Origin of the sequence: Mycobacterium sp. MOTT36Y (assembly GCF_000262165.1) — a bacterium.
In the GTDB taxonomy this organism is placed as follows: Bacteria; Actinomycetota; Actinomycetes; order Mycobacteriales; family Mycobacteriaceae; genus Mycobacterium; species Mycobacterium intracellulare.
Window position 1 is genome coordinate 5472496 of record NC_017904.1, and the last position, 18091, is coordinate 5490586.

At 67.9% G+C, this 18091-nt stretch carries 17 protein-coding genes; 9 read left to right on the plus strand and 8 right to left on the minus strand.

What is annotated here, in order from left to right; all coding sequences use genetic code 11:
• Window positions 1-2 precede the first annotated feature (2 nt).
• From W7S_RS25075 to W7S_RS25090, 4 genes are read right to left on the minus strand one after another with little or no spacing between them, the layout of a single operon-like run.
• Window positions 3-971 (minus strand): SDR family NAD(P)-dependent oxidoreductase, encoded by a 969-nt coding sequence (locus W7S_RS25075; protein WP_014712557.1) that lies wholly within the window; start codon window positions 969-971, stop codon window positions 3-5.
• Window positions 968-2815, minus strand: a complete 1848-nt coding sequence (locus W7S_RS25080) for an NAD(P)/FAD-dependent oxidoreductase (RefSeq protein WP_014712558.1) — start codon at window positions 2813-2815, stop codon at window positions 968-970. The genes W7S_RS25075 and W7S_RS25080 overlap by 4 nt, the downstream gene beginning before the upstream one ends.
• On the minus strand, window positions 2812-4212 hold the full coding sequence (locus tag W7S_RS25085) for an SRPBCC family protein (protein ID WP_014712559.1): 1401 nt from the start codon (window positions 4210-4212) through the stop codon (window positions 2812-2814). Before W7S_RS25085 ends, W7S_RS25080 begins: the two co-directional genes overlap by 4 nt.
• Entirely contained in the window at window positions 4212-5066 is an 855-nt protein-coding gene (locus tag W7S_RS25090) for an SDR family NAD(P)-dependent oxidoreductase (RefSeq protein ID WP_041298295.1), read from the minus strand. The genes W7S_RS25085 and W7S_RS25090 overlap by 1 nt, the downstream gene beginning before the upstream one ends.
• A 220-nt stretch (window positions 5067-5286) precedes the next feature.
• Here W7S_RS25090 and W7S_RS25095 point away from each other — a divergent pair, with 220 nt between their 5' ends.
• Genes W7S_RS25095 through W7S_RS25120 form a run of 6 tightly spaced genes read left to right on the plus strand, consistent with a single transcriptional unit; the run spans window position 5287 to window position 12722 of the window.
• Window positions 5287-6903 (plus strand): SMP-30/gluconolactonase/LRE family protein, encoded by a 1617-nt coding sequence (locus W7S_RS25095; RefSeq protein ID WP_008262190.1) that lies wholly within the window; start codon window positions 5287-5289, stop codon window positions 6901-6903.
• A complete protein-coding gene (locus W7S_RS25100) occupies window positions 6903-7652 on the plus strand; it encodes a GntR family transcriptional regulator (protein WP_008262192.1) in 750 nt (249 codons plus the stop codon). Before W7S_RS25095 ends, W7S_RS25100 begins: the two co-directional genes overlap by 1 nt.
• Before the next feature lies 1 nt (window position 7653).
• Window positions 7654-9276, plus strand: coding sequence for an AMP-binding protein (locus W7S_RS25105; RefSeq protein ID WP_014712561.1), 1623 nt, complete (start codon window positions 7654-7656; stop codon window positions 9274-9276).
• Complete coding sequence (locus W7S_RS25110; protein WP_009957131.1) at window positions 9269-10051, plus strand: SDR family NAD(P)-dependent oxidoreductase; 783 nt, start codon at window positions 9269-9271, stop codon at window positions 10049-10051. Before W7S_RS25105 ends, W7S_RS25110 begins: the two co-directional genes overlap by 8 nt.
• Window positions 10036-11565, plus strand: coding sequence for an AMP-binding protein (locus W7S_RS25115; RefSeq protein WP_009957132.1), 1530 nt, complete (start codon window positions 10036-10038; stop codon window positions 11563-11565). Before W7S_RS25110 ends, W7S_RS25115 begins: the two co-directional genes overlap by 16 nt.
• Window positions 11566-11579: 14 nt before the next feature.
• Window positions 11580-12722, plus strand: coding sequence for an NDMA-dependent alcohol dehydrogenase (locus tag W7S_RS25120; protein WP_008262201.1), 1143 nt, complete (start codon window positions 11580-11582; stop codon window positions 12720-12722).
• Here the strand turns inward: W7S_RS25120 and W7S_RS25125 are convergent.
• Both W7S_RS25125 and W7S_RS25130 read right to left on the minus strand, forming a co-directional pair.
• Window positions 12700-13197, minus strand: coding sequence for an SRPBCC family protein (locus W7S_RS25125; RefSeq protein WP_008262210.1), 498 nt, complete (start codon window positions 13195-13197; stop codon window positions 12700-12702). The two genes, W7S_RS25120 and W7S_RS25125, sit on opposite strands and share 23 nt — an antisense overlap.
• Before the next feature lie 44 nt (window positions 13198-13241).
• Entirely contained in the window at window positions 13242-14435 is a 1194-nt protein-coding gene (locus W7S_RS25130; RefSeq protein WP_369751691.1) for an IS30 family transposase, read from the minus strand.
• Window positions 14436-14540: 105 nt separating this feature from the next.
• Here W7S_RS25130 and W7S_RS25135 point away from each other — a divergent pair, with 105 nt between their 5' ends.
• Together W7S_RS25135 and W7S_RS25140 are read left to right on the plus strand one after the other, a co-directional pair.
• Window positions 14541-14921: a nuclear transport factor 2 family protein gene (locus W7S_RS25135; protein ID WP_008262266.1), complete on the plus strand. Its 381-nt coding sequence runs from the start codon at window positions 14541-14543 to the stop codon at window positions 14919-14921.
• 43 nt (window positions 14922-14964) lie between these two features.
• On the plus strand, window positions 14965-15186 hold the full coding sequence (locus W7S_RS25140; RefSeq protein ID WP_009957137.1) for a hypothetical protein: 222 nt from the start codon (window positions 14965-14967) through the stop codon (window positions 15184-15186).
• A gap of 93 nt (window positions 15187-15279) precedes the next feature.
• Here the strand turns inward: W7S_RS25140 and W7S_RS25145 are convergent, their stop codons facing one another.
• Both W7S_RS25145 and W7S_RS25150 read right to left on the minus strand, forming a co-directional pair.
• A complete protein-coding gene (locus W7S_RS25145) occupies window positions 15280-16014 on the minus strand; it encodes a DUF899 domain-containing protein (RefSeq protein ID WP_008262270.1) in 735 nt (244 codons plus the stop codon).
• Window positions 16015-16043: 29 nt separating this feature from the next.
• Window positions 16044-16811 (minus strand): SDR family oxidoreductase, encoded by a 768-nt coding sequence (locus W7S_RS25150; RefSeq protein WP_008262275.1) that lies wholly within the window; start codon window positions 16809-16811, stop codon window positions 16044-16046.
• A 156-nt stretch (window positions 16812-16967) separates the two neighbouring features.
• Between W7S_RS25150 and W7S_RS25155 the strand changes: the two genes are divergently transcribed.
• Window positions 16968-17921, plus strand: a complete 954-nt coding sequence (locus W7S_RS25155) for a sigma-70 family RNA polymerase sigma factor (RefSeq protein WP_008262277.1) — start codon at window positions 16968-16970, stop codon at window positions 17919-17921.
• The last annotated feature ends 170 nt before the right edge of the window (window positions 17922-18091 follow it).

Genomic DNA, 18091 nt, shown 5'->3' on the forward strand with positions numbered 1-18091 from the left:
GGCTAGCCATTGAGCGCTCCTTGATCGGGCGAGCCATTTAGTTCGCTTGACCTCTGCGCCAGCTCGAAGCTGTAGCGGATGTGCTCGTCATGGCCATCTGGGACGACCGGGAAGATCAGCGGCGCCTCCGCGTAGCGGATCGCGTCCAGATGGCTGCCGACGTCCTCGATCGTCCACGACGACCGGCACACGCCGGGGCTCTCCGCGACGACCGCCCGGGCCACGCGGCCCGCCAGCGCGATGTATATTTCCCCGGTCACCGAGCAGGATTCGTGCGCGAGCCAACCCACCACGGGTGCAACGAGTTCCGGTCCCATCGGCGGGTAGGCGGAGGTGTCGATGCCGTCCGCCATGCGCGTCACCGCCGCCGGCACGATCACGTTGCAGCGGACGCCCTCGGCGGCGCCCTCGAGCGCGGCGACATTGGACAACCCGATGACGCCCGCCTTGGCCGCCGCGTAGTTGGCCACGTCGCGGTTTCCGTACAGGCCGCCGATCGACGACGTCAGCACGATGCGGCCGTAGCCCGCCCCGCACATGAGCGGGAACGCCGGGCGCACGACGTTGAACGCGCCGCGCAGGTGCACGTCGAGCACGGCGTCGAAGTCCTCGTAGCTCATCTCCTTCAGCGAGCCGCGACGGACGTTGCCGGCGTTGTGCACCAGGATGTCGACGCGGCCATAGTGCTCGAGCGCGGTCGCGATGATCGCGTCGCCGCCCGCTGCGGTCGCGACCGAAGCGCTGCACGCGACGGCCTGTCCGCCGGCCGCGGTGATCTCGGCGACGACCCGCTCCGCCGGACCGGCGTCGACCCCTTCGCCGTCGAGGCCGCCGCCGACGTCGTTGACGACCACCTTCGCCCCACGCGAGGCCAGCAGCTGCGCGTAGGCGCGACCCAACCCGCGGCCGGCCCCGGTCACCACGGCGACGCGGCCGTCGAATCGTAGTTGCTCTTCAGGGGTTTCGCTCAAGTGCCGAGCACCAACCCGTCCAGGTCGCCCTTGTCACGCCACACGCGCAGCAAGTCCTCGAACGCGTAAAAGCCGGGGCCGTACGGTTCGCCCAGGTGTGACCGGATGCCCTCTCCCCCGCCGCCGCCTTCGTTGTTGTAGTAGCCGGGCGTGCACTGGGCGTCGAAAGCCGAGTTGTCGACGGCGGTTTCCCGGATCGTCGCGCACCACTGCTCCTGGGCCGCCGCGCTGGGCTCCACGGTGGTCGCGCCCCGCTTCAACGCCTCGGCGATGATGTAGGCGATGTGCTCGCCCTGCAGCTCGTAGTTGGCGGCGATGTTGGCGGAGATGCCGACCTGGGTAAAACCGGTATAGAACTGGTTCGGGAAGCCGCGGCTGGTCATCCCGTGCAGCGTCTTGTAGCCGTCGCGCCAGTGGTCGAACAGCGACAGCCCGTCGCGGCCCTCGATCGTCTCCATGGAATAGCGGCGGCTGATCTCGGTGGTGATCTCGAAGCCGCTGGCATAGATGATGCAGTCGACCTCGTACTCGACGCCGCCCGCCACCAGCCCCTTTTCGGTGATCCGTTCCACCCCTTTGGAATCGGAGACGTCGACGAGGGTGACGTTGGGCCGGTTGAACATCGGCAGGTACTCGTCGTTGGACAGTGGCCGCTTGCACAGGAACCGGTAGTAGGGCTTGAGCGCCTCGGCGGTCTGCGCGTCCTCGACGATCACGTCGATGCGGCGGCGCAGCCGCTCCATCAGCTTGTAATCCTCTTCCTCGCGGATCGCCATGAACTGCTCGGGCGTCAGCGACGCTGGGTCGTCCAGCGCGAGCACCCGGGCCGCGGTATTGCGCCCGAGCTCGGTCCAGAAGTCGCACACCAGGTCCGGCTGACCCAGCGCCATGCCCTCGAAGGTCCAGGAGTGGAAGTTGCGTTGCCGTTCCCGCTGCCAGCCCGGCCGCAACGACTTCACCCACTCCGGGTCGGTCGGCGCGTTGTTGCGTTCATCGACCGTCGAAGGGGTGCGCTGAAAGACGTAGAGGTGCTGGGCGTCTCGGGCCAGGAATGGGACGATCTGGATCGCAGTGGCGCCGGTGCCGATGACGGCGACCCTCTTGTCGGCGAGCTTGTGCAGGTTGCCGCCGCTGTCGCCGCCGGTGTAGTCGTAGTCCCACCGCGACGAGTGGAACGCGTGGCCTTTGAAGTCCTTGATCCCCGGAATGCCGGGCAGTTTGGGCCGGTGGAAGGGGCCCGACGCCAGCACCACGAACCGGGCGCGGATGTCGTCGCCGCGGTTGGTGCCGATTCGCCAGCGCCTGACGTCCTCGTCCCAACGCAGGTCGCGCACCTGGGTGGAGAAGATCGCCGAATCGTAGAGGCCGAAATGTTTGCCGATGTTGCGGCAGTGCTGGTAGATCTCGGCGCCGTCGGCGAACTTCTTCGACGGCATGAAATCGAGCTCTTCGAGAAGCGGGATGTAGCAGTAGGATTCGTTGTCGCACTGGATGCCAGGGTACCGGTTCCAGTACCAGACACCGCCGAAGTCGCCGCCGAGCTCGATCACGCGTACGTCGTCGACGCCCGCCTTCTTCAGGTGGGCCGCCGACAGCAATCCCCCGAAACCGCCACCGAGGACCGCGACGTCGATGTCCTCCGAAATCGGGTCGCGTGGCGCGGCCGGGGTATAGGGATCGACCTCGTAGTACCCGGCGAAGTCGTCCTCCAGTTCGATGTACTGCTTGGAACCTTCCTTGCGCAGCCGCTTTTCGCGTTCCAGCCGGTACTTCTCGCGCAGCGCGGCGATGTCGACGTCGTCGGGCGTCTGGGTGGGCCCGCAGCTGTCCTGGTGCATGGTCATGCCGATGGTGACTCCTTGCGTGACAGTTCCTGGGGCTCACCGGTACCCATGTATCTCGACAATTGGTAGTGCAGGTTGACGGTGCTGCGTTCGCGGTACGGGTTGGGCTTGGTGCCGGCGAAGCCGAGTGACTTCATCCCCTGCTGCACGGCCGCCATGTTGGAGAAGTCCTGCGGTAGGACCGACCGCCAACGGGGATCCCCGACCGGGGTGTACTCCCACTCGGTCTGGGGCTCTTGGCCTTTCGGGTACAGCTCGAACACCGACACCTCGAAGATGCACTTGTCGGGGTTGTAGCTGGGGTGCGGTCGCGCGCCGTAACACAGCGCGCTGGTCAGGCCCTGTCCGATCTGGAAGTTCGGAAAGATCTGCCACGCGGTGCCGGCCTGCCCGAGGATGTCGGCGGGGATCGTCGGCCAGACGACGCCACGGGCCTCGTCGTCGCGGCGCGCCGATGCCAGCCAGTGCTCGAGGACCTTGTCGGCCGGCGTCCCCTCGGGCAACTCGTCGACGAGTCGCTTGGCCGCGTTCACCAGCGTTTGGGTGGTGGTGGCGTTGGTCTCCTCCATCGTGTACACCTGCATCTCCGCGGTGGACACCCGCGGGTCGGCGCCGATGCCGAGGCGGATCTTGGACTTGGTGGCCTCCATGTCCTCTGGGGCGTCGTAGCCGATATTGCTGTGTCTGCCTTGGGCTTTCGCCCAACCCTTGAACTCGCCGAACTTGTTGAACTCGGGGTGGGTGGTGTAGACGTGGTAGGTCTCGTTGAACGCTTCCAGCGCGACCTTCCAATTGCAGTCGAATTCAAGCCATTTGCGCCACTTGTAGCGCATGTTCTCACACCCGAACGGGTCGAGGATCTTCGCGGCGGGGAACAGGTAATCGGCCAGCGGCTCGCAGTCGGGATCCATGTTGATCCACAACCAGCCGCCCCAGGTGTCGACCCGAACCGGTCGAAGGTGGGTATTGTCCGCGGTGAGCGCTCCCTGCCAGTCCTGTTGCTCGCGGATGTGCGTGCACGCCCCGTCCAAGCCATAGGTCCAGCCGTGAAAGCCGCAGACGAACGACTTTCGGGTGCGGGCACAGGCGTTCTTGGCGCCCTCGGGGGTGTCGATCAGCCGGCGGCCGCGGTGCATGCACACGTTGTGGTGCGCGTGAAATTCGTTGTGGCCGGTGCGCACCACGATGATCGAGTCGTCGAGGATGTCGTAGGTCAAATAGCTGCCCACCTCGGGTAATTCCTCGACGCGGCCGACCTGCTGCCAGACCCGCCGCCACAGCTTGTCGCGCTCGGCGCGGGCGTAGTCCTCGGAGATGTATGCCTCGACGCCGATCGTCATCGGGGACGAGAGTTCCTCGGCTCCGGCGGAATTCGTGCCCTTGGCGAGATCGGTCATCACATCCTCCTAATGGCGGCGCGGAAGGATTCGTCACGCAAGAAGAGCGACGTGTTGTCGGCGCCGAGATGGCTCCATTTGAGGTCCAGGCCGCCGTCGACCAACAGCGTCTGGCCGGTGATATAGCTCGACATCTCCGAGAGCAGAAACAGGATGGCGCCGGCCTGCTCCTCGGGCCGGCCCCGCCGTCCCATGGCGATCGCCTGCCGATCCCGTTCGGGGTCCTCGTCGACGTAGGTGCGCGAGGCCGCCGTCTCGGTGACGCCGGGCGCGACGGCGTTGACCCGGATTCCGGCCTGCGCCAACTCGAGGGCCATCGTGCGGGTCATCGCGGTGATCGCGGCCTTGGCGGTTCCGTAGGCGATGTGAAACGGCGCGGTGTTCATGCCGCTGATCGACGAGATCGACACGATGGACCCCGGCAGTCTTTGCGCGACGAGCTCGGCCGCCACGGCCTGGCTCATGAAGAACGCCGTCTCGAGGTTGTCGGCGAAGATCTTGCGCCAGTCGCCGCGGGTCACCCGCGTCGACGGCATCCACGTCGACGGCTCGGCGCCGCCGGCGACATTGACCAGCCCGTACAAGCTTCCGTCGGCGCGGCGCGCGTGGTCGATCACCGCGGCGATGCCCTCGTCGGTGGACGCGTCGGCCGCGACGGGCACCACGGCCAGGCCCTGGGCGGCCAGCGGGGCGATGTGCTCGTCGAGGTTTTCCTTCGATCGGCTCACCGCGATCACGGTGGCCCCGGCCCGGGCGGTCATGGCTGTGACGGTGGTGCCGATGCCGCCTCCGCCGGCGCCGGAGACCACCACGACGCGACCATCAAGCCTGAGGTGCCCGAATTGATCGTCCATGACCTGCTTTCGGCCGCCGACGGCGCCGTCCCGCGCCGGCCGCGACATTCGCTACCAGTTTGTCCGGACAAAATATGGCATTCTGTCCCTGGGAGAACACTATTCCGAGCGGCAGACTTCGCTGTCAAGATCGAGCCGAGACATCACCGTGGCTATTGTCTGGACTACGAGGAATTGATAACGTCCAGCCCAACCGGCTGACGGAAGGACCTCGACGAGCATGTCCATTTCAAGGGCCCTCTCAACGCAGCCCTCGCGGTACGCAGTCCCGGACGCGATCGACGTCGCTCCGGGCTGGGAACTCGACCGGTTGACCGCGCCCAGCCGGCTGTTCGGGGCCAACGGGCTGCGCACCGGCCCGGACGGCCGCATCTACATCGCGCAGGTGACCGGCAGTCAGATCAGCGCGCTGGACCACCGCACCGGGGAACTGGTGACCGCCAGCCCCAAGGGCGGCGACATCGTGGCACCCGACGACGTCGCGTTCGATCCCCGCGGCAACCTGTACGCGACCGAGGTGATGGACGGCCGGGTCAGCGTGCGCGAGACCAGCGGCCGGACGCGGGTGCTGCGCGACGACGTCCCGTCGGCCAACGGCATCACGTTTTATGACGGCCGGTTGTTCATCGGTGAATGCCGGGAGGGCGGGCGGCTGCTCGAATTCGACCTGTCGGGCGGCCCGCCACGGGTGCTCTTGGAGAACGTGCCCTCACCGAACGCGATGGAGGTCGGTCCCGACGGCCTGCTGTACTTCCCGGTGATGGGCGCCAACGAAATCTGGCGCGTCGACCCCGACGGCGGCGAGCCACACTGTGTCGCAAAAGATCTCGGCGTGCCCGACTCGGTGAAGTTCGACGCCCGGGGCTACCTCGTCTCCACCCAGGTGGCCAGCGGGCAGGTGCTGCGCATCGATCCCCGCAGCGGCGAACGTCGCCTGCTCGCCCAGCTGAATCCGGGGCTGGACAACTGCACCTTCGTCGGCGACCGGCTGTTCGTCTCCAACTTCAGTGGCGAGATCACCGAGATATCGCCCGACGGCGCAACGACATCGGTGTTGCCGGGCGGACTCAACTGGCCGCTGGACCTGGCCGTGGGCCAGGACGGGCAGCTCTACATCGCCGACGGCACGTACTTCTATGTCGCCCTGCCCGACGGGTCCCTGCAGACCGCGGGAATGTTGTTCAGCCCCGGCTATCCCGGGTTCCTGCGCGGCCTCGCCGCCGGCGGGCCCGGCGAGTTCGTCGTCACGACCTCGGGCGGCCAGGTCGCCCGTTACCGGCCCGAAGCCGGCGAAACCGAGGTGCTGGCCGACGGTTTCGACCAGCTCTACGGTGTCGCGGTGACCCCAGGCGGTGTGGTGGTTGCGGAGTTGGGGACCGGGCGGGTGTTGTCGCTGCGGTCCGAAGGTGTCGACGTGCTGGCGACCGATCTGCGCGAGCCGGTCGGGGTCGCGATCGACGCCGACGGAGCCCCGCTGGTGGCGGAGGCGGGCGCGGGCCGGGTGGTCCGGCCGGCCGGGTCGCGGGCCGACACCGTCGTGGCCGATCTGCAACGGCCGCAGGGCATATTGGTCCGCGACCGTGTGCTCTACGTGGTCGATGCCGGCGCCAAGGAACTGATCGCCTTCGACCTCGCCGGCCACGGACGCCGGACGATCGCGTCCGGGCTGCCGGTCGGTCCCCCGCCGGGCGTGACTGCCAAGCCACTGCGCGGCATGCCGCCGTTTTCGGGGCCACAGGGTCCGTTCGCCGGCATCACGGCCGCGGCCGATGGGACGCTGTACATCTCGGCCGACGGCGAGGGCAGCGTGCTCGCCCTGCGCCCCACGGGCCACTGATGTCCCAGGCCATCGCGGGCGACCACCGCTACCTGCAGATCGCCCGCACGCTGCGCAAGGAGATCGTCGACGGGGTCTACCCGGTGGGGTCGCAGCTGCCGACCGAGCACCAACTGTGTGAGCGCTTCGCGGTGAGCCGCTACACCGTTCGCGAAGCGTTGCGCCGGCTCCGCGAGGACAACCTGGTCGCCTCCCGGCCGCGGGCGGGCACCCGGGTGGTACCCCGCCCGGCGTCGAGTTCCTATGCCCAGGACGCGATGTCGATCGACGACCTGCTCGCGTTCGCCGCCGGCGCGCAGCTGACCATCGAATCCAACGCGATGGTGACGATCGACGACGACCTCGCCGCCCGGACCGGACTCGAGCCCGGCACCCAGTGGCTCTCGGTGCGTGGCTACCGGCAGGCCGACGGCGCGTCGGTGCCGATGTGCCGGACGGAGTACTACATCAGCCGCAGTTTCGCCGCGGTGGGCAGGCTGCTGCAACGCCATGCCGGCCCGATCTTCCCGTTGATCGAGGATCTTTTCGGCGTGAGCGTCGCCCAGTTGCACCAGGAGATCGCGGCCGTCCTGCTCTCCCCGGAACTGGCCGACGGCCTCGGCGTGGACGCGGGAACGGCCGCACTGCAGATGCGGCGCACCTACACGACCTCCGACGGCGAGGTGGCCCAGGTGACGATCAACACCCACCTGTCGTCGAGGTTTCGGTATGCGATGACCATGCGTCGCGTCACCGGTCAGGCCGGCTGAGTTGCTCGCCCGGGCCCGCCACGACGCGGCGCATGCGTCAGAGGCCTACCGGCGCGGACTGTGGGTGCACACCACGCTCGCCGATTCCCTGCGCGCGGCCGCGCAGACGTCGCCGCACCGAACGGTGTTGGTGGACAAGGATGTTCGGCTGGACTGCGCCACACTGCACGCGCAGGCCGGCGCGCTGGCCGCGGCGATGCTGGCGCGCATGCCCACCGGCAGCGTCGTGTCCTTCATGCTGCCGAACTGGCATGAGACCGCCGTCATCTATCTGGCCGCGACGCTGGCCGGCATGGTGGTGAACCCGATCCTTCCGTCGCTGCGCGACCGCGACCTGCGCTTCATTCTCGAAGACGCCGGCACCGCAATGCTATTCGTCCCGCACCGATTCGGCGGCCACGACTACGGGGCGATGCTCGAACGGGTGACGGCCGCGATGGACAACGCGCCCGAGGTCGTGGTGCTGCGCGAAACTGGGCACGCCGGTCCGCACACCCCCTATCCGGACCTGCTCGACCATGCGCCGGACCCCGCGACGCTTCCGGCGCTCGATCCCGACGCCGCGCGGATGATCCTGTACACCTCGGGGACCACCAGCCGCCCGAAAGGCGTCCTGCACACCCACAATTCGCTGCACGCGCTCATCCGCCAGCTCCGCGAGCACTGGAACATCGAGCCGGGCGACACGTTCCTGGTCCCGTCGCCGGTCGCCCACATCGGTGGCTCGATCTATGCCTTCGAATGCCCGCTGCTGCTGGGCACCACCGCGGTGCTGATGGACCGGTGGGATCCGGCGCAGGCCGTTGCGCTGATGAACGCCGAACGGTGCACCCACATGGCGGGGGCCACGCCGTTTCTGCAGCAGCTGCTGTCCGCCGCCGAAGACCTCGGCACCCGCCTGCCCGACCTGAAGGTGTTCATCTGCGGCGGCGCGTCGGTATCGCCGTCGCTGATCCGGCGCGCCGCCGACTATTTCGACCGCGCGGTGGTCACCCGGGTGTACGGCTGCACCGAGGTGCCCGTCGCGACCGTCGGCGCGCCCCGGCCCGACGAAGCCGACAGCGCCGCGGATACCGACGGCAGGGCCGGCATCGCCGAGATCAAGCTCGTCCCCCACGGTGCCGCACCCGCCGGTGACGGCGAAATCTACCTGCGCGGGCCGCAGATGCTGCTGGGCTACCGCCATCCCGAAGACGATTCCTTCGATGTCGATGGGTTTTTCCGCACCGGGGATCTCGGGCGCTGGGTCTCGACCGGTTCCGGAGACCGGTACCTCGTCGTGACGGGACGGGCCAAGGACGTCATCATCCGCAGCGGCGAGAACATCTCGGCCAAGGAGGTCGAGGACCTGCTCGCCGACCATCCCGGCATCGCCGAGATCGCTGTGGTCGGGCTGCCCGACGAGCGCACCGGGGAGCGGGCCTGCGCGGTGATCGTCCCCGCGGGCGCGCAGCGCCCGGACGTCGCGAGTTTGCTTGCGCTGCTGGTGAGCAAGGGCGTCGCCAAATTCAAGGCGCCAGAACAGGTCGTGATCTGGGATGCCTTGCCGAAGAACGACGCGGGCAAGGTGCTCAAGCATCGGATCCGGGCGGCGCTCACGCGGGTGGAGACTAAGGATGGGTGAGATGCAGGTCGCAATCGTCACGGGCGCAAGCAGCGGCATCGGCCTGGGCTGCGCCACCAAACTCGCCGAGATGGGCATGGCGGTCCTGGGCACGGGCCGCGACCAGGACCGGCTGGCCGAACTGCACACGGCCATCGGCGATCCGGATCGCGTTGCCACACTTGCCGTCGACCTGACCGACGACGACGCGCCGCGACGCATCGTGGACCTCGCCGTGCAGCGATGGGGCCACATCGACTTCCTGATCAACAACGCCGGAGTCGGCAGCCCCAAGCCGCTGCACGAAACCGACGACGAAACCCTGGACTACTTCCTGGGTTTGATGCTACGGGCACCGTTTCGGCTCGCGCGTGACGTGCTGCCCCACATGGGACCCGGCTCGGCGATCATCAACGTGACATCGACGTTCGCGGTCGTCGGCGGCCTGCGGGGCGGGGCCTACTCCGCGGCCAAGGGCGGGCTGACCGCGCTGACCACCCACATCGCCTGCCAGTACGGCGCGTCCGGCATCCGTTGCAACGCCGTCGCGCCTGGCGTCACGGTCACACCGATGGTCGAGAAGCGCTTGCAGGACGAGCGATTCCGCAAGATCAACACCGAGATGACGCCGCACCCGCGGTTGGGCCGCGTCGACGACATCGCCAGCACGGTCGCGTTCTTGTGCTCGCCGGGCGGAAGTTTCATCAACGGCCAGACGATCGTGGTCGACGGCGGATGGAGTTCGACGAAGTATCTGTCGGAGTTCGCCTTGTCCTCGCGGTGGACGGAGCGGTGAACCTATTCGCGATGCTCGAGCAGGCCGCGAGCCGGCACCCCCACCGCGGCGCGATGTATCACGGCACCCGGCGCCTGTACACCTGGATCGAGCTGCGCGACAGGGCCTTACGCCTGGCCGCGTCGATCCGAAAACAGCACGCCGCCGGCGCCCGCCTCGCGATCGCGACCCACAACCGTCCCGAGATCATCGAGTTGATGTTCGCGATCTGGGCCGCCGAGTGCGTCGTCGTCCCCATCAACTACAAGCTGCATCCGCGCGAGATGGCCGAGATCCTCGACGACGCGGGCGCGGCGCGGGTGTTCGCCTCCACGGCGATTGCCGGCGAACTGGCGCCGATCACCACGACACCGATGGAAACCTTTGACTCGCAGGACTACTCGCGGCGGGTCACCGTCGCCCCGTCGGCGAAGCCGCGCACCGATCCGTCGGCGCTCGCCTGGCTGTTCTACACCAGCGGGACCACCGGCCGATCGAAGGGCGCGATGCTGTCGCACCGCAACCTGACCGCGATGACCGTGGCCCACCTCGCCGACATCGACGACCCGGACGAACGGTGCAGCCTCCTGCACGCGGCGCCCATGTCGCACGGCTCGGGGCTCTACGTCCTGCCGTACGTGCTGCGCGCCGCCCGCCAGGTGGTGCCCGCCTCGGGCGCATTCGACCCCGACGAGTTCCTCGATCTGTGCGAGCATCACCCCGGCGGCAGCGCGTTTCTCGCCCCGACGATGGTGCAGCGCCTGGTGGGCACGGGCCGCGCCCGCCCGGCCAACCTGAAGTCGATCGTCTACGGCGGCGGCCCGATGTATGTCGAAAGCCTGCGCAAGGCGATTGCGGCGTTCGGCCCGATCTTCGCCCAGATCTACGGGCAGGGCGAGTCACCGATGACCATCACCGGGCTGCGCCGCGCCGACCACGAATCCGGCGACGACGCAATCCTGGGATCGGTCGGCTATGCGCGGTCCGGGATGGACGTCGCGGTGCTGCGCGCCGGCGGCGACCCGGCGCCCGTCGACGAGATCGGCGAGATCGTCTGCCGCGGCGACGCGGTCATGTCCGGCTACTGGCGCAACCCCGATGCCACCCGCGCCACGCTCAAAGAGGGCTGGCTGTACACCGGCGACATGGGCTCGTTCGACGCGCGCGGTTTCCTCACGCTGCGCGATCGATCGAAGGACGTCGTCATCAGCGGCGGCAGCAACATCTACCCGCGCGAGGTCGAGGAGGTCCTGCTCGAGCACCCCGCGGTCGCGGAGGCGTGCGTGGTCGGCGCCCCCGACGCCGAGTGGGGCGAGGTGGTGGTCGCATTCGTCGTCGGCACAGGCGATCCCGTCGACGCCGCGGCGCTCGACGTGCACCTGCTGACGCGCATCGCCCGGTTCAAACGTCCCAAGCGCTACGAATTCGTCGACGAGCTACCAAAAAACAGCTACGGCAAGGTGCTCAAGCGGGAACTGCGGGCCCGCCTGGCGCCGCTGCGGGAATGCCATGAGACATCAGGGAGGTCGCAATGAAGTGTCGCGCCGCTGTGATCCGCGGGGTCGGCCAGGACTGGGAGATCCGCGAGATCGAGCTGGATCCGCCCCGCGGCGGTGAAGTGCTGGTGCGCATGGCCGTTGCCGGGATCTGCCACTCCGACGATCATCTGTTCACCGGCGATGTGGTGCCGACCCCCGAGGCGCTGGCCGCGAGCGGCCAGCCGGCGCCGGACTGGTTCCCGCTGCTCGGCGGTCACGAGGGAGCCGGCGTCGTTGAAGAAATCGGGCCCGGCGTGACCTCGGTGCGTCCGGGAGACCACGTGGCGCTCTCCTTCATCCCCGCGTGCGGCAGCTGCCGGTTCTGTGTCAACGGCCAGAGCTACATCTGCGACATCGGCGCAAGCCTGTTCGTGCGGGAGATGCCCACCGACGGCACGTGCCGGCGCCACCTCGGTGACGAAAACCTGTTGGCCTACGGGCAACTCGGCACGTTCGCCGAATACGCGGTGCTATCGGAACGCTCCGTCATCAAGATCGACGACGCGATCCCGTTCCATGCCGCCTCGCTGGTGTCGTGCGGGGTGAGCACCGGCTGGGGGTCCGCGACGATCTCGGCGGGCACCGAACCCGGCGACACCGTCGTCGTCATCGGCGCGGGCGGCGTCGGGATGAACGCCCTGCAAGGCGCGCGCGCCGTGGGCGCCAAATACGTCGTCGCGGTGGACCCTGTTGAGTCCAAGCGCGATTCGGCCAAGGTCTTCGGCGCCACGCACACCGCCGCCTCCGCCGAGGACGCGATACCTCTGGTCAGGGAGATCACCGCCGGCCTGATGGCCGACCGCGTCGTCGTCTGCCCCGGCGTGGTGCACGTGGACCTGCTTCCGTTGGCGATGGCGCTGCTTCGCAAAGGCGGGATCTGCGTGCTCACCGGCATCACCCCGTTCACCGAACCCCCGGTCCCGTTGGTCCTGCAGGAGATGACGCTGTCGGCCAAACAGCTCAGGGGCGCGCTCTACGGCGGCATGAATCCGCGCACCAGCGTGCCGATGCTGCTGTCGTTGTACCAGGCGGGCGCGGTGAAACTCGACGAGTTGGTCACCCGCCACTACCAACTCGACCAGATCAACGAGGCGTTCGTGGATCTGCGCGAGGGCCGCAACATTCGCGGCGTCATCGATTTCGCGGGTGCGTGACTTCGAAGTGCCTGCGGATGCCGGCCAGCATCTCGGCGTGCGCCTTGACCGCCCCGCGGACGGTCACCCCGGCCAGGAGCCGCGGCGCGGAGATCCGGATGCGCTCGGTGATCCGGGTGCCGCCGTCGTCGGGCACGAAACTCACCGTGCCGCGTAACCGCACCCCGGGTGACTGGGCGGCCTCCGTCAGCACGTCGCCGTCGGCCGGCACTCGCAGCCGGGCGTGATAGACGGTACGGATGGTCAGCGGCCCCAAGGGGATTCGATCGACCACCCGATAGCTCTGCTGGTAGCCCTCCGGGGTTTCGCCGCGGGACAACGTTTCCACTGACACGATCAGCGGGTGCACGAGCCTGATGTTGTCCAGGTCCACGTAGAAGCCGCGCACCGCATCGGGCGGCGCGGGCACGCGCTCGGACAGCGTCCGGTCGGCGTGCACGAAAAGCAGCGACCGGGCCCGCGCATGTAACGCCACGGCGACATTCTGCCGCTCAAAGTCAAGTGGCTAATGCATTTTTGTTAGGCGGCTTGGTCGAGGAGGGCGGCCAGGCGTTGGGCGGGGGTGTCGAGGTCAAGGGTTGGGCGCGGTCGTCGGTTGAGGGTGTCTTGGATGCGTTTGAGGTCTGCTGGGGTGTAACCGCTGAGGTCGCTGCCCTTTTCGAACCAGAAGCGCAGGAGGCGGTTGGTGTTTTCGTTGGTGCCGCGTTGCCAGGGCGAGTGCGGATTGCAGAAATAGACCGGGGTGTTGAGTTGCAGGTGAATGTCGCGCCAGCGGGCCATTTCGCTGCCACGGTCCCAGGTGATTGATCGACGAAGGTGTTCGGGTAACTGGCGCATCGCTTCGATCATCGCGCCGGCCACCGTCTCGGCGGTGTGATCGCCGGGCAAATGCAGCAGCATCGTAAAGCGGGTGGACCGCTCGACCAGGGTGCCGATGGCGCTGTTGGGGCCGACGATCAGATCACCTTCCCAGTGGCCGGGCACCGCGCGGTCGGCGGCCTCGGCGGGCCGGTCGCTGATGGTGAACACATCGTGGAATTTCCCCCGCCGTTCGGTGTGGTCCCGGGATTTGCGGGCCGCGCGTTTCGTCGACAAACGCTTACTCAGGTCGGCGCGCAGTTGACCACGAGTTTGGACGTAGAGGCACTGGTAGATGGTTTCGTGGCTCACCCGTGCCAGCCTGTCATCGGGGTGATCGCGCGCCAAGACATCGGCGATCAGTTTGGGACTCCATCCCTGATCCATCCAGTCCTCTATGGCCTCGCATAGCGCGCGGTCTTGGAGTTTGAATGCTTTGGGACGCTTGGCTTTCTTGGCGGCGCGGGCATGGGCAAGACCAGCGTGGTAATCCCCGTCGGGATTGCGATTGCGTTTGAGCTCACGGGAGATGACGCTGGCGTCGCGGTCGAGCTCGTCGGCGATCTCGACCTGGGTGAGGCCCTTGTCCAGACCCCGCATAATCACCAGGCGTTCATCGAAACTGAGCCGGTGTCCCCGCGCGCCCGGCCGGGTCAGATCACCTGGTTCGGCAAGGCCGGTATCAGAGCCCGTACCACTTCGTAATTGCATTGATCCAGCGTCATGCCACCAGCTCCATCCGGTCTGGATCGACACACCGACCTGACGGCCGGCTTCACGCAATGATTCCCCTGCACACACCCGATCAAAGAACTCTCGCCGCATCGAACGCGGATAAGCAACTGACACCTGCAACCTCCTCAAACGTGGAAATTGCATTGACCGTATGAATCTGCCGCCGGTTTTTCCGCCGCAGCGTTACGCTCGGCGCAATGCCAGGAGCGCGGGAGCGGAGGCGTGATGGGCGACGCGGCGGAAGGTCAAGCGGTCGAGCGTTACCTGCAATGCCTGACCGATCACGACTGGGACGGACTGGCCGGCACCCTCGCCGAGGACGGCCTGACCCGGGAGGGTCCGTTCTGCGACGTCGTCGAGGGCAAGGCGCACTACGTCGCCTACCTGCGCAAGGTATGCACCGCTCTGCAGGGCCACCGGTTGCAGGTGCGGCGGATCTCGCACGTCGACGCCCGAACCTCCTACGCCGAGCTGTCCGAGACGTTCGAGATCGATGGCGTCGCGACCACGTGGCCCGAATGCATCCTCTTCGAGCGGGACGACGACGGATTGATCGTTCACGTCAGCGTGTTCTTCAAGCAGCGCCAGGCCGACGCCGCCACGTAGCGGTCTATTCCCTCGCTTGCGGAATTGACCTAACGTGTCATGGATGGAGGCAGATGGAACTCCGGAGTCGGTGCCGGTCGAGAAATTGCACTCGGGCGACCCGATCACCGATTGTGGTCAGCGGTACATAGTTCTCGAATCGAAGGCGCTCAGCGACTGCGTGGTCCTCGAGCTCGAATCCCGGGTGGATCACCAACTGCAGGTCATCGAGAAATCGTTCCCCACCGGCTACCAGGTCGGCAGGGCGAACCACCGAATTTTATAGCCGACGAATTCTCGGCGGAACAAATGCGCGAGTAACCGTTCGACGGCTACCGCGCATTCGTGTTTTCGGGCCGCGCCAAACAGCCTGTGCCACTTAACTCTTCGGCGGCCGGATGTCGTTGGGGTTGTTCGGGTCGGGGTCACCGAACCAGCGTGAGGGCTCGTGCTCGCCGTACGCGTCGTGCCAGTCCCACCACTCGTAGGGAGCGGTCTGCGGATAGCCCTCCGGCGAATCCTCCCAGGTTTCCTGGCGTCCGAGCGCGGTCATGTCCAGGAAGCTCCAGGTGGTCCCCAGCGCCTCGTCGCCGCGGTTGTTGATGAAGTAGGTGCGAAACACCCGATCGCCGTCACGGATGAAGGCGTTGGTGCCGTGCCATTCGTCCACGCCGAAATCCGCGTCGAAGCCGTCGGTGATCGTGTACCAGGGCATCTTCCAGTCCATCCGCTCCTTGAGGCGCGCGATGTCGGCCTGCGGCGCGCGTGAGGCGAACACCAGCGTGGTGTCGCGGGCGTTCAGGTGGGCCAGGTTGCCGACGTGGTCGGCCATCATCGAGCAGCCCCGGCAGCCGCGCTCGGGCCAGCCGTCGATGTCGGGCCCGTAGAACGCGCGGTAGACGATGAGTTGGCGCCTGCCGCCGAACAGGCCCGCCAGGTTGACCGCGCCCTCGGGTCCCTCGAACCGGTAGTCGGAGTCCACCTCCATCCAGGGCATCCGGCGCCGCCGGGCCGCGAGCGCGTCACGGGCCCGGGTGAGCTTCTTCTCCTCTTCCAGCAGCTCTCGATGCGCGCTCGCCCATTCCTGGGCCGTCACGATCGGGGGTGTGTTCATCGCTGTGCGCCTTTCGAACTCGGGTGTTTTCAGGTCAGCGGCGCGAGGCCGGCGGAGGTGAGCAGGTAGGCGTCGTGGTCCGGGCCGGCGGTGGCGATCTCGAGCACCGACTTGCCCACCTGTTCGGCGGTGAGCGCGGGCCCGGCGGCCTGTAAGAAGGTGTCGACGTCGACGCCTTGGCGCTCGGCGTAGGCGGCGACGGCGGCCGCGCCGAGGCCGGTGGCCGGGGTCAACCGCGGCAGCACGGCGGTGAAGCCGATCCCGAGCCCGGCGCGTTGCGATTCGAGGGCGGCATAGCCGGCGAGGAACCGTACGGTCGCCTTGGCGCCCGCGTAGCCACCGGACAGCGGTGATCCGGCCAGGGCGGCGCCGCTGGACATCACGATCACCGAGCTGCCCGGCGCCAGCGGGCGCCGCAGCGCGTCACGAACCCAGTGAAACGCCTGCGCGACGTCGGAGTTCCAGTTGTCGCTGAACGACTCCCAGGTCTGATCCTGCAGCGGCGCCATCCGCGGCGCCGCCCCGGCGCACAGCACCAGGGTGCGCGGCCGGTGCCGGTCGATGAGCCGGCCGGCCGTCGCCGGATCGGCGGCGTCGGCCACCACCGGGGTGAAGGTGACGCCCAGTTGGGCGCGCACCTCCTCGAGCTGCGATCGGGTGCGCGCGACGCCGACGACCTCGGCGCCGGCGGTCGCCAACGCGGTGGCGATCGCGCGGCCGAATCCGCGGCCGGCCCCGGTCACGATCGCGGTGCTGCCGGCGAACCCGTCGGCGCCGGGGTTTGGGGTCTGGTTCATGTCGTGCTCGCTTCCTCGCGTGGACTGCGGCCGTGCCGCGACTTCACTGATTGAGATACGGGGGGGCGGCCGAATTCATCGCTGCCGGCCGATGAATTTCGGCGGCCGGATGTCTCTACAGGAGTAGGTTCACCACGCGGCCGAGAGGAGAGGGCATTGCCGGCGCAGGAGGAGTTCGTCGAGCGGGCGGCGCCGTTTCGTGCCGAGCTGATCGCGCATTGCTACCGCATGCTGGGCTCGGTGCACGACGCCGAAGACCTCGTGCAGGAGACGTATCTGCGGGGCTGGCGGGGCTATCAGGCCTTCGAGGAACGCGCGGCGTTGAAGACCTGGCTGTACCGGATCGCGACGACGGCCTGTCTGCGCGCGCTGGAAAACCGCGCCCGCCGCGTGCTGCCGGCCGGGCTGGGCGAGGGCTCGATGGACCCGGACGCCGACCTCGGTGCGGCGGGCGCGCACGCGTGGCTCGAACCCATCCCGGACGACATGATGTTCAAGAGCCCCGAGGAGGACTTCACCGCGAAGCAGAGCGTGCGGCTGGCCGTGATGACCGCCCTTCAGGAGCTTCCGGCGCGCCAGCGCGCGGTGCTGATCCTGCGCGACGTCGTGCAGTTCAGCGCCGCCGAGGTCGCCGAGCTTCTGGAGACCACGCCGGCCGCGGTCAACAGTTCGCTACAGCGCGCCCGGGCCCACCTCGCCGAGCTGTCCCCCAGCGAGGAACAGATGGCCGAGCCGGGCAACGCCCGGCGGCGCGAACTGCTCGACCGGTATTGCGCGGCATTCGAAAACGCGGACATGGCGGCGCTGACCGCGCTGCTGCAGGCGGACGTCAAACTCGAAATGCCGCCCCTGCCAGTGTGGTTCGCCGGCCGGGACACGGTGCTGAAGTTCCTTGCCGAGCGTGCCGTGGCGCAGCCCGGCGACATCGCGATGGTTCCGACCGCCGCGAACGCGCAACCCGCCGTCGCCGAGTACCGCCGCGCCGCCGATCACGTGTTGCGGGCCCATTCGATCCACGTCTTGACCCCCGGTCGCGACGGGATCGCCGGCATCACCGTCTTTCTCGACCCCGACTTGTTCAGCGCGTTTGGTTTGTCTTCAACCCGGTAATGTTTGTCCCAGGGACGTGATCGCAGCCCTTGCCATCTTGGGAAGCCCGACCTGCATCGACCCGCATCGTCATCGATGTCGTCGGACGGTTTACCTTCCCGCCCCACGTGTGGACAGGTCCTTCACACGCCAGGATCATTAGGCGCGGGAGACGTAGTTGAAGGGTGACG

What these genes read in the sequence shown, in the direction of transcription:
- W7S_RS25140 (WP_009957137.1), top strand. Translation starts at nt 14,965, where the DNA reads ATGGAGGCAGATGGAACTCCGGAGTCGGTGCCGGTCGAGAAATTGCAC.
- W7S_RS25080 (WP_014712558.1), bottom strand. Translation starts at nt 2,815, where the DNA reads ATGACCATGCACCAGGACAGCTGCGGGCCCACCCAGACGCCCGACGAC.
- W7S_RS25135 (WP_008262266.1), top strand. Translation starts at nt 14,541, where the DNA reads ATGGGCGACGCGGCGGAAGGTCAAGCGGTCGAGCGTTACCTGCAATGC.
- W7S_RS25090 (WP_041298295.1), bottom strand. Translation starts at nt 5,066, where the DNA reads ATGGACGATCAATTCGGGCACCTCAGGCTTGATGGTCGCGTCGTGGTG.
- W7S_RS25110 (WP_009957131.1), top strand. Translation starts at nt 9,269, where the DNA reads ATGGGTGAGATGCAGGTCGCAATCGTCACGGGCGCAAGCAGCGGCATC.
- W7S_RS25095 (WP_008262190.1), top strand. Translation starts at nt 5,287, where the DNA reads ATGTCCATTTCAAGGGCCCTCTCAACGCAGCCCTCGCGGTACGCAGTC.
- W7S_RS25100 (WP_008262192.1), top strand. Translation starts at nt 6,903, where the DNA reads ATGTCCCAGGCCATCGCGGGCGACCACCGCTACCTGCAGATCGCCCGC.
- W7S_RS25145 (WP_008262270.1), bottom strand. Translation starts at nt 16,014, where the DNA reads ATGAACACACCCCCGATCGTGACGGCCCAGGAATGGGCGAGCGCGCAT.
- W7S_RS25085 (WP_014712559.1), bottom strand. Translation starts at nt 4,212, where the DNA reads ATGACCGATCTCGCCAAGGGCACGAATTCCGCCGGAGCCGAGGAACTC.
- W7S_RS25150 (WP_008262275.1), bottom strand. Translation starts at nt 16,811, where the DNA reads ATGAACCAGACCCCAAACCCCGGCGCCGACGGGTTCGCCGGCAGCACC.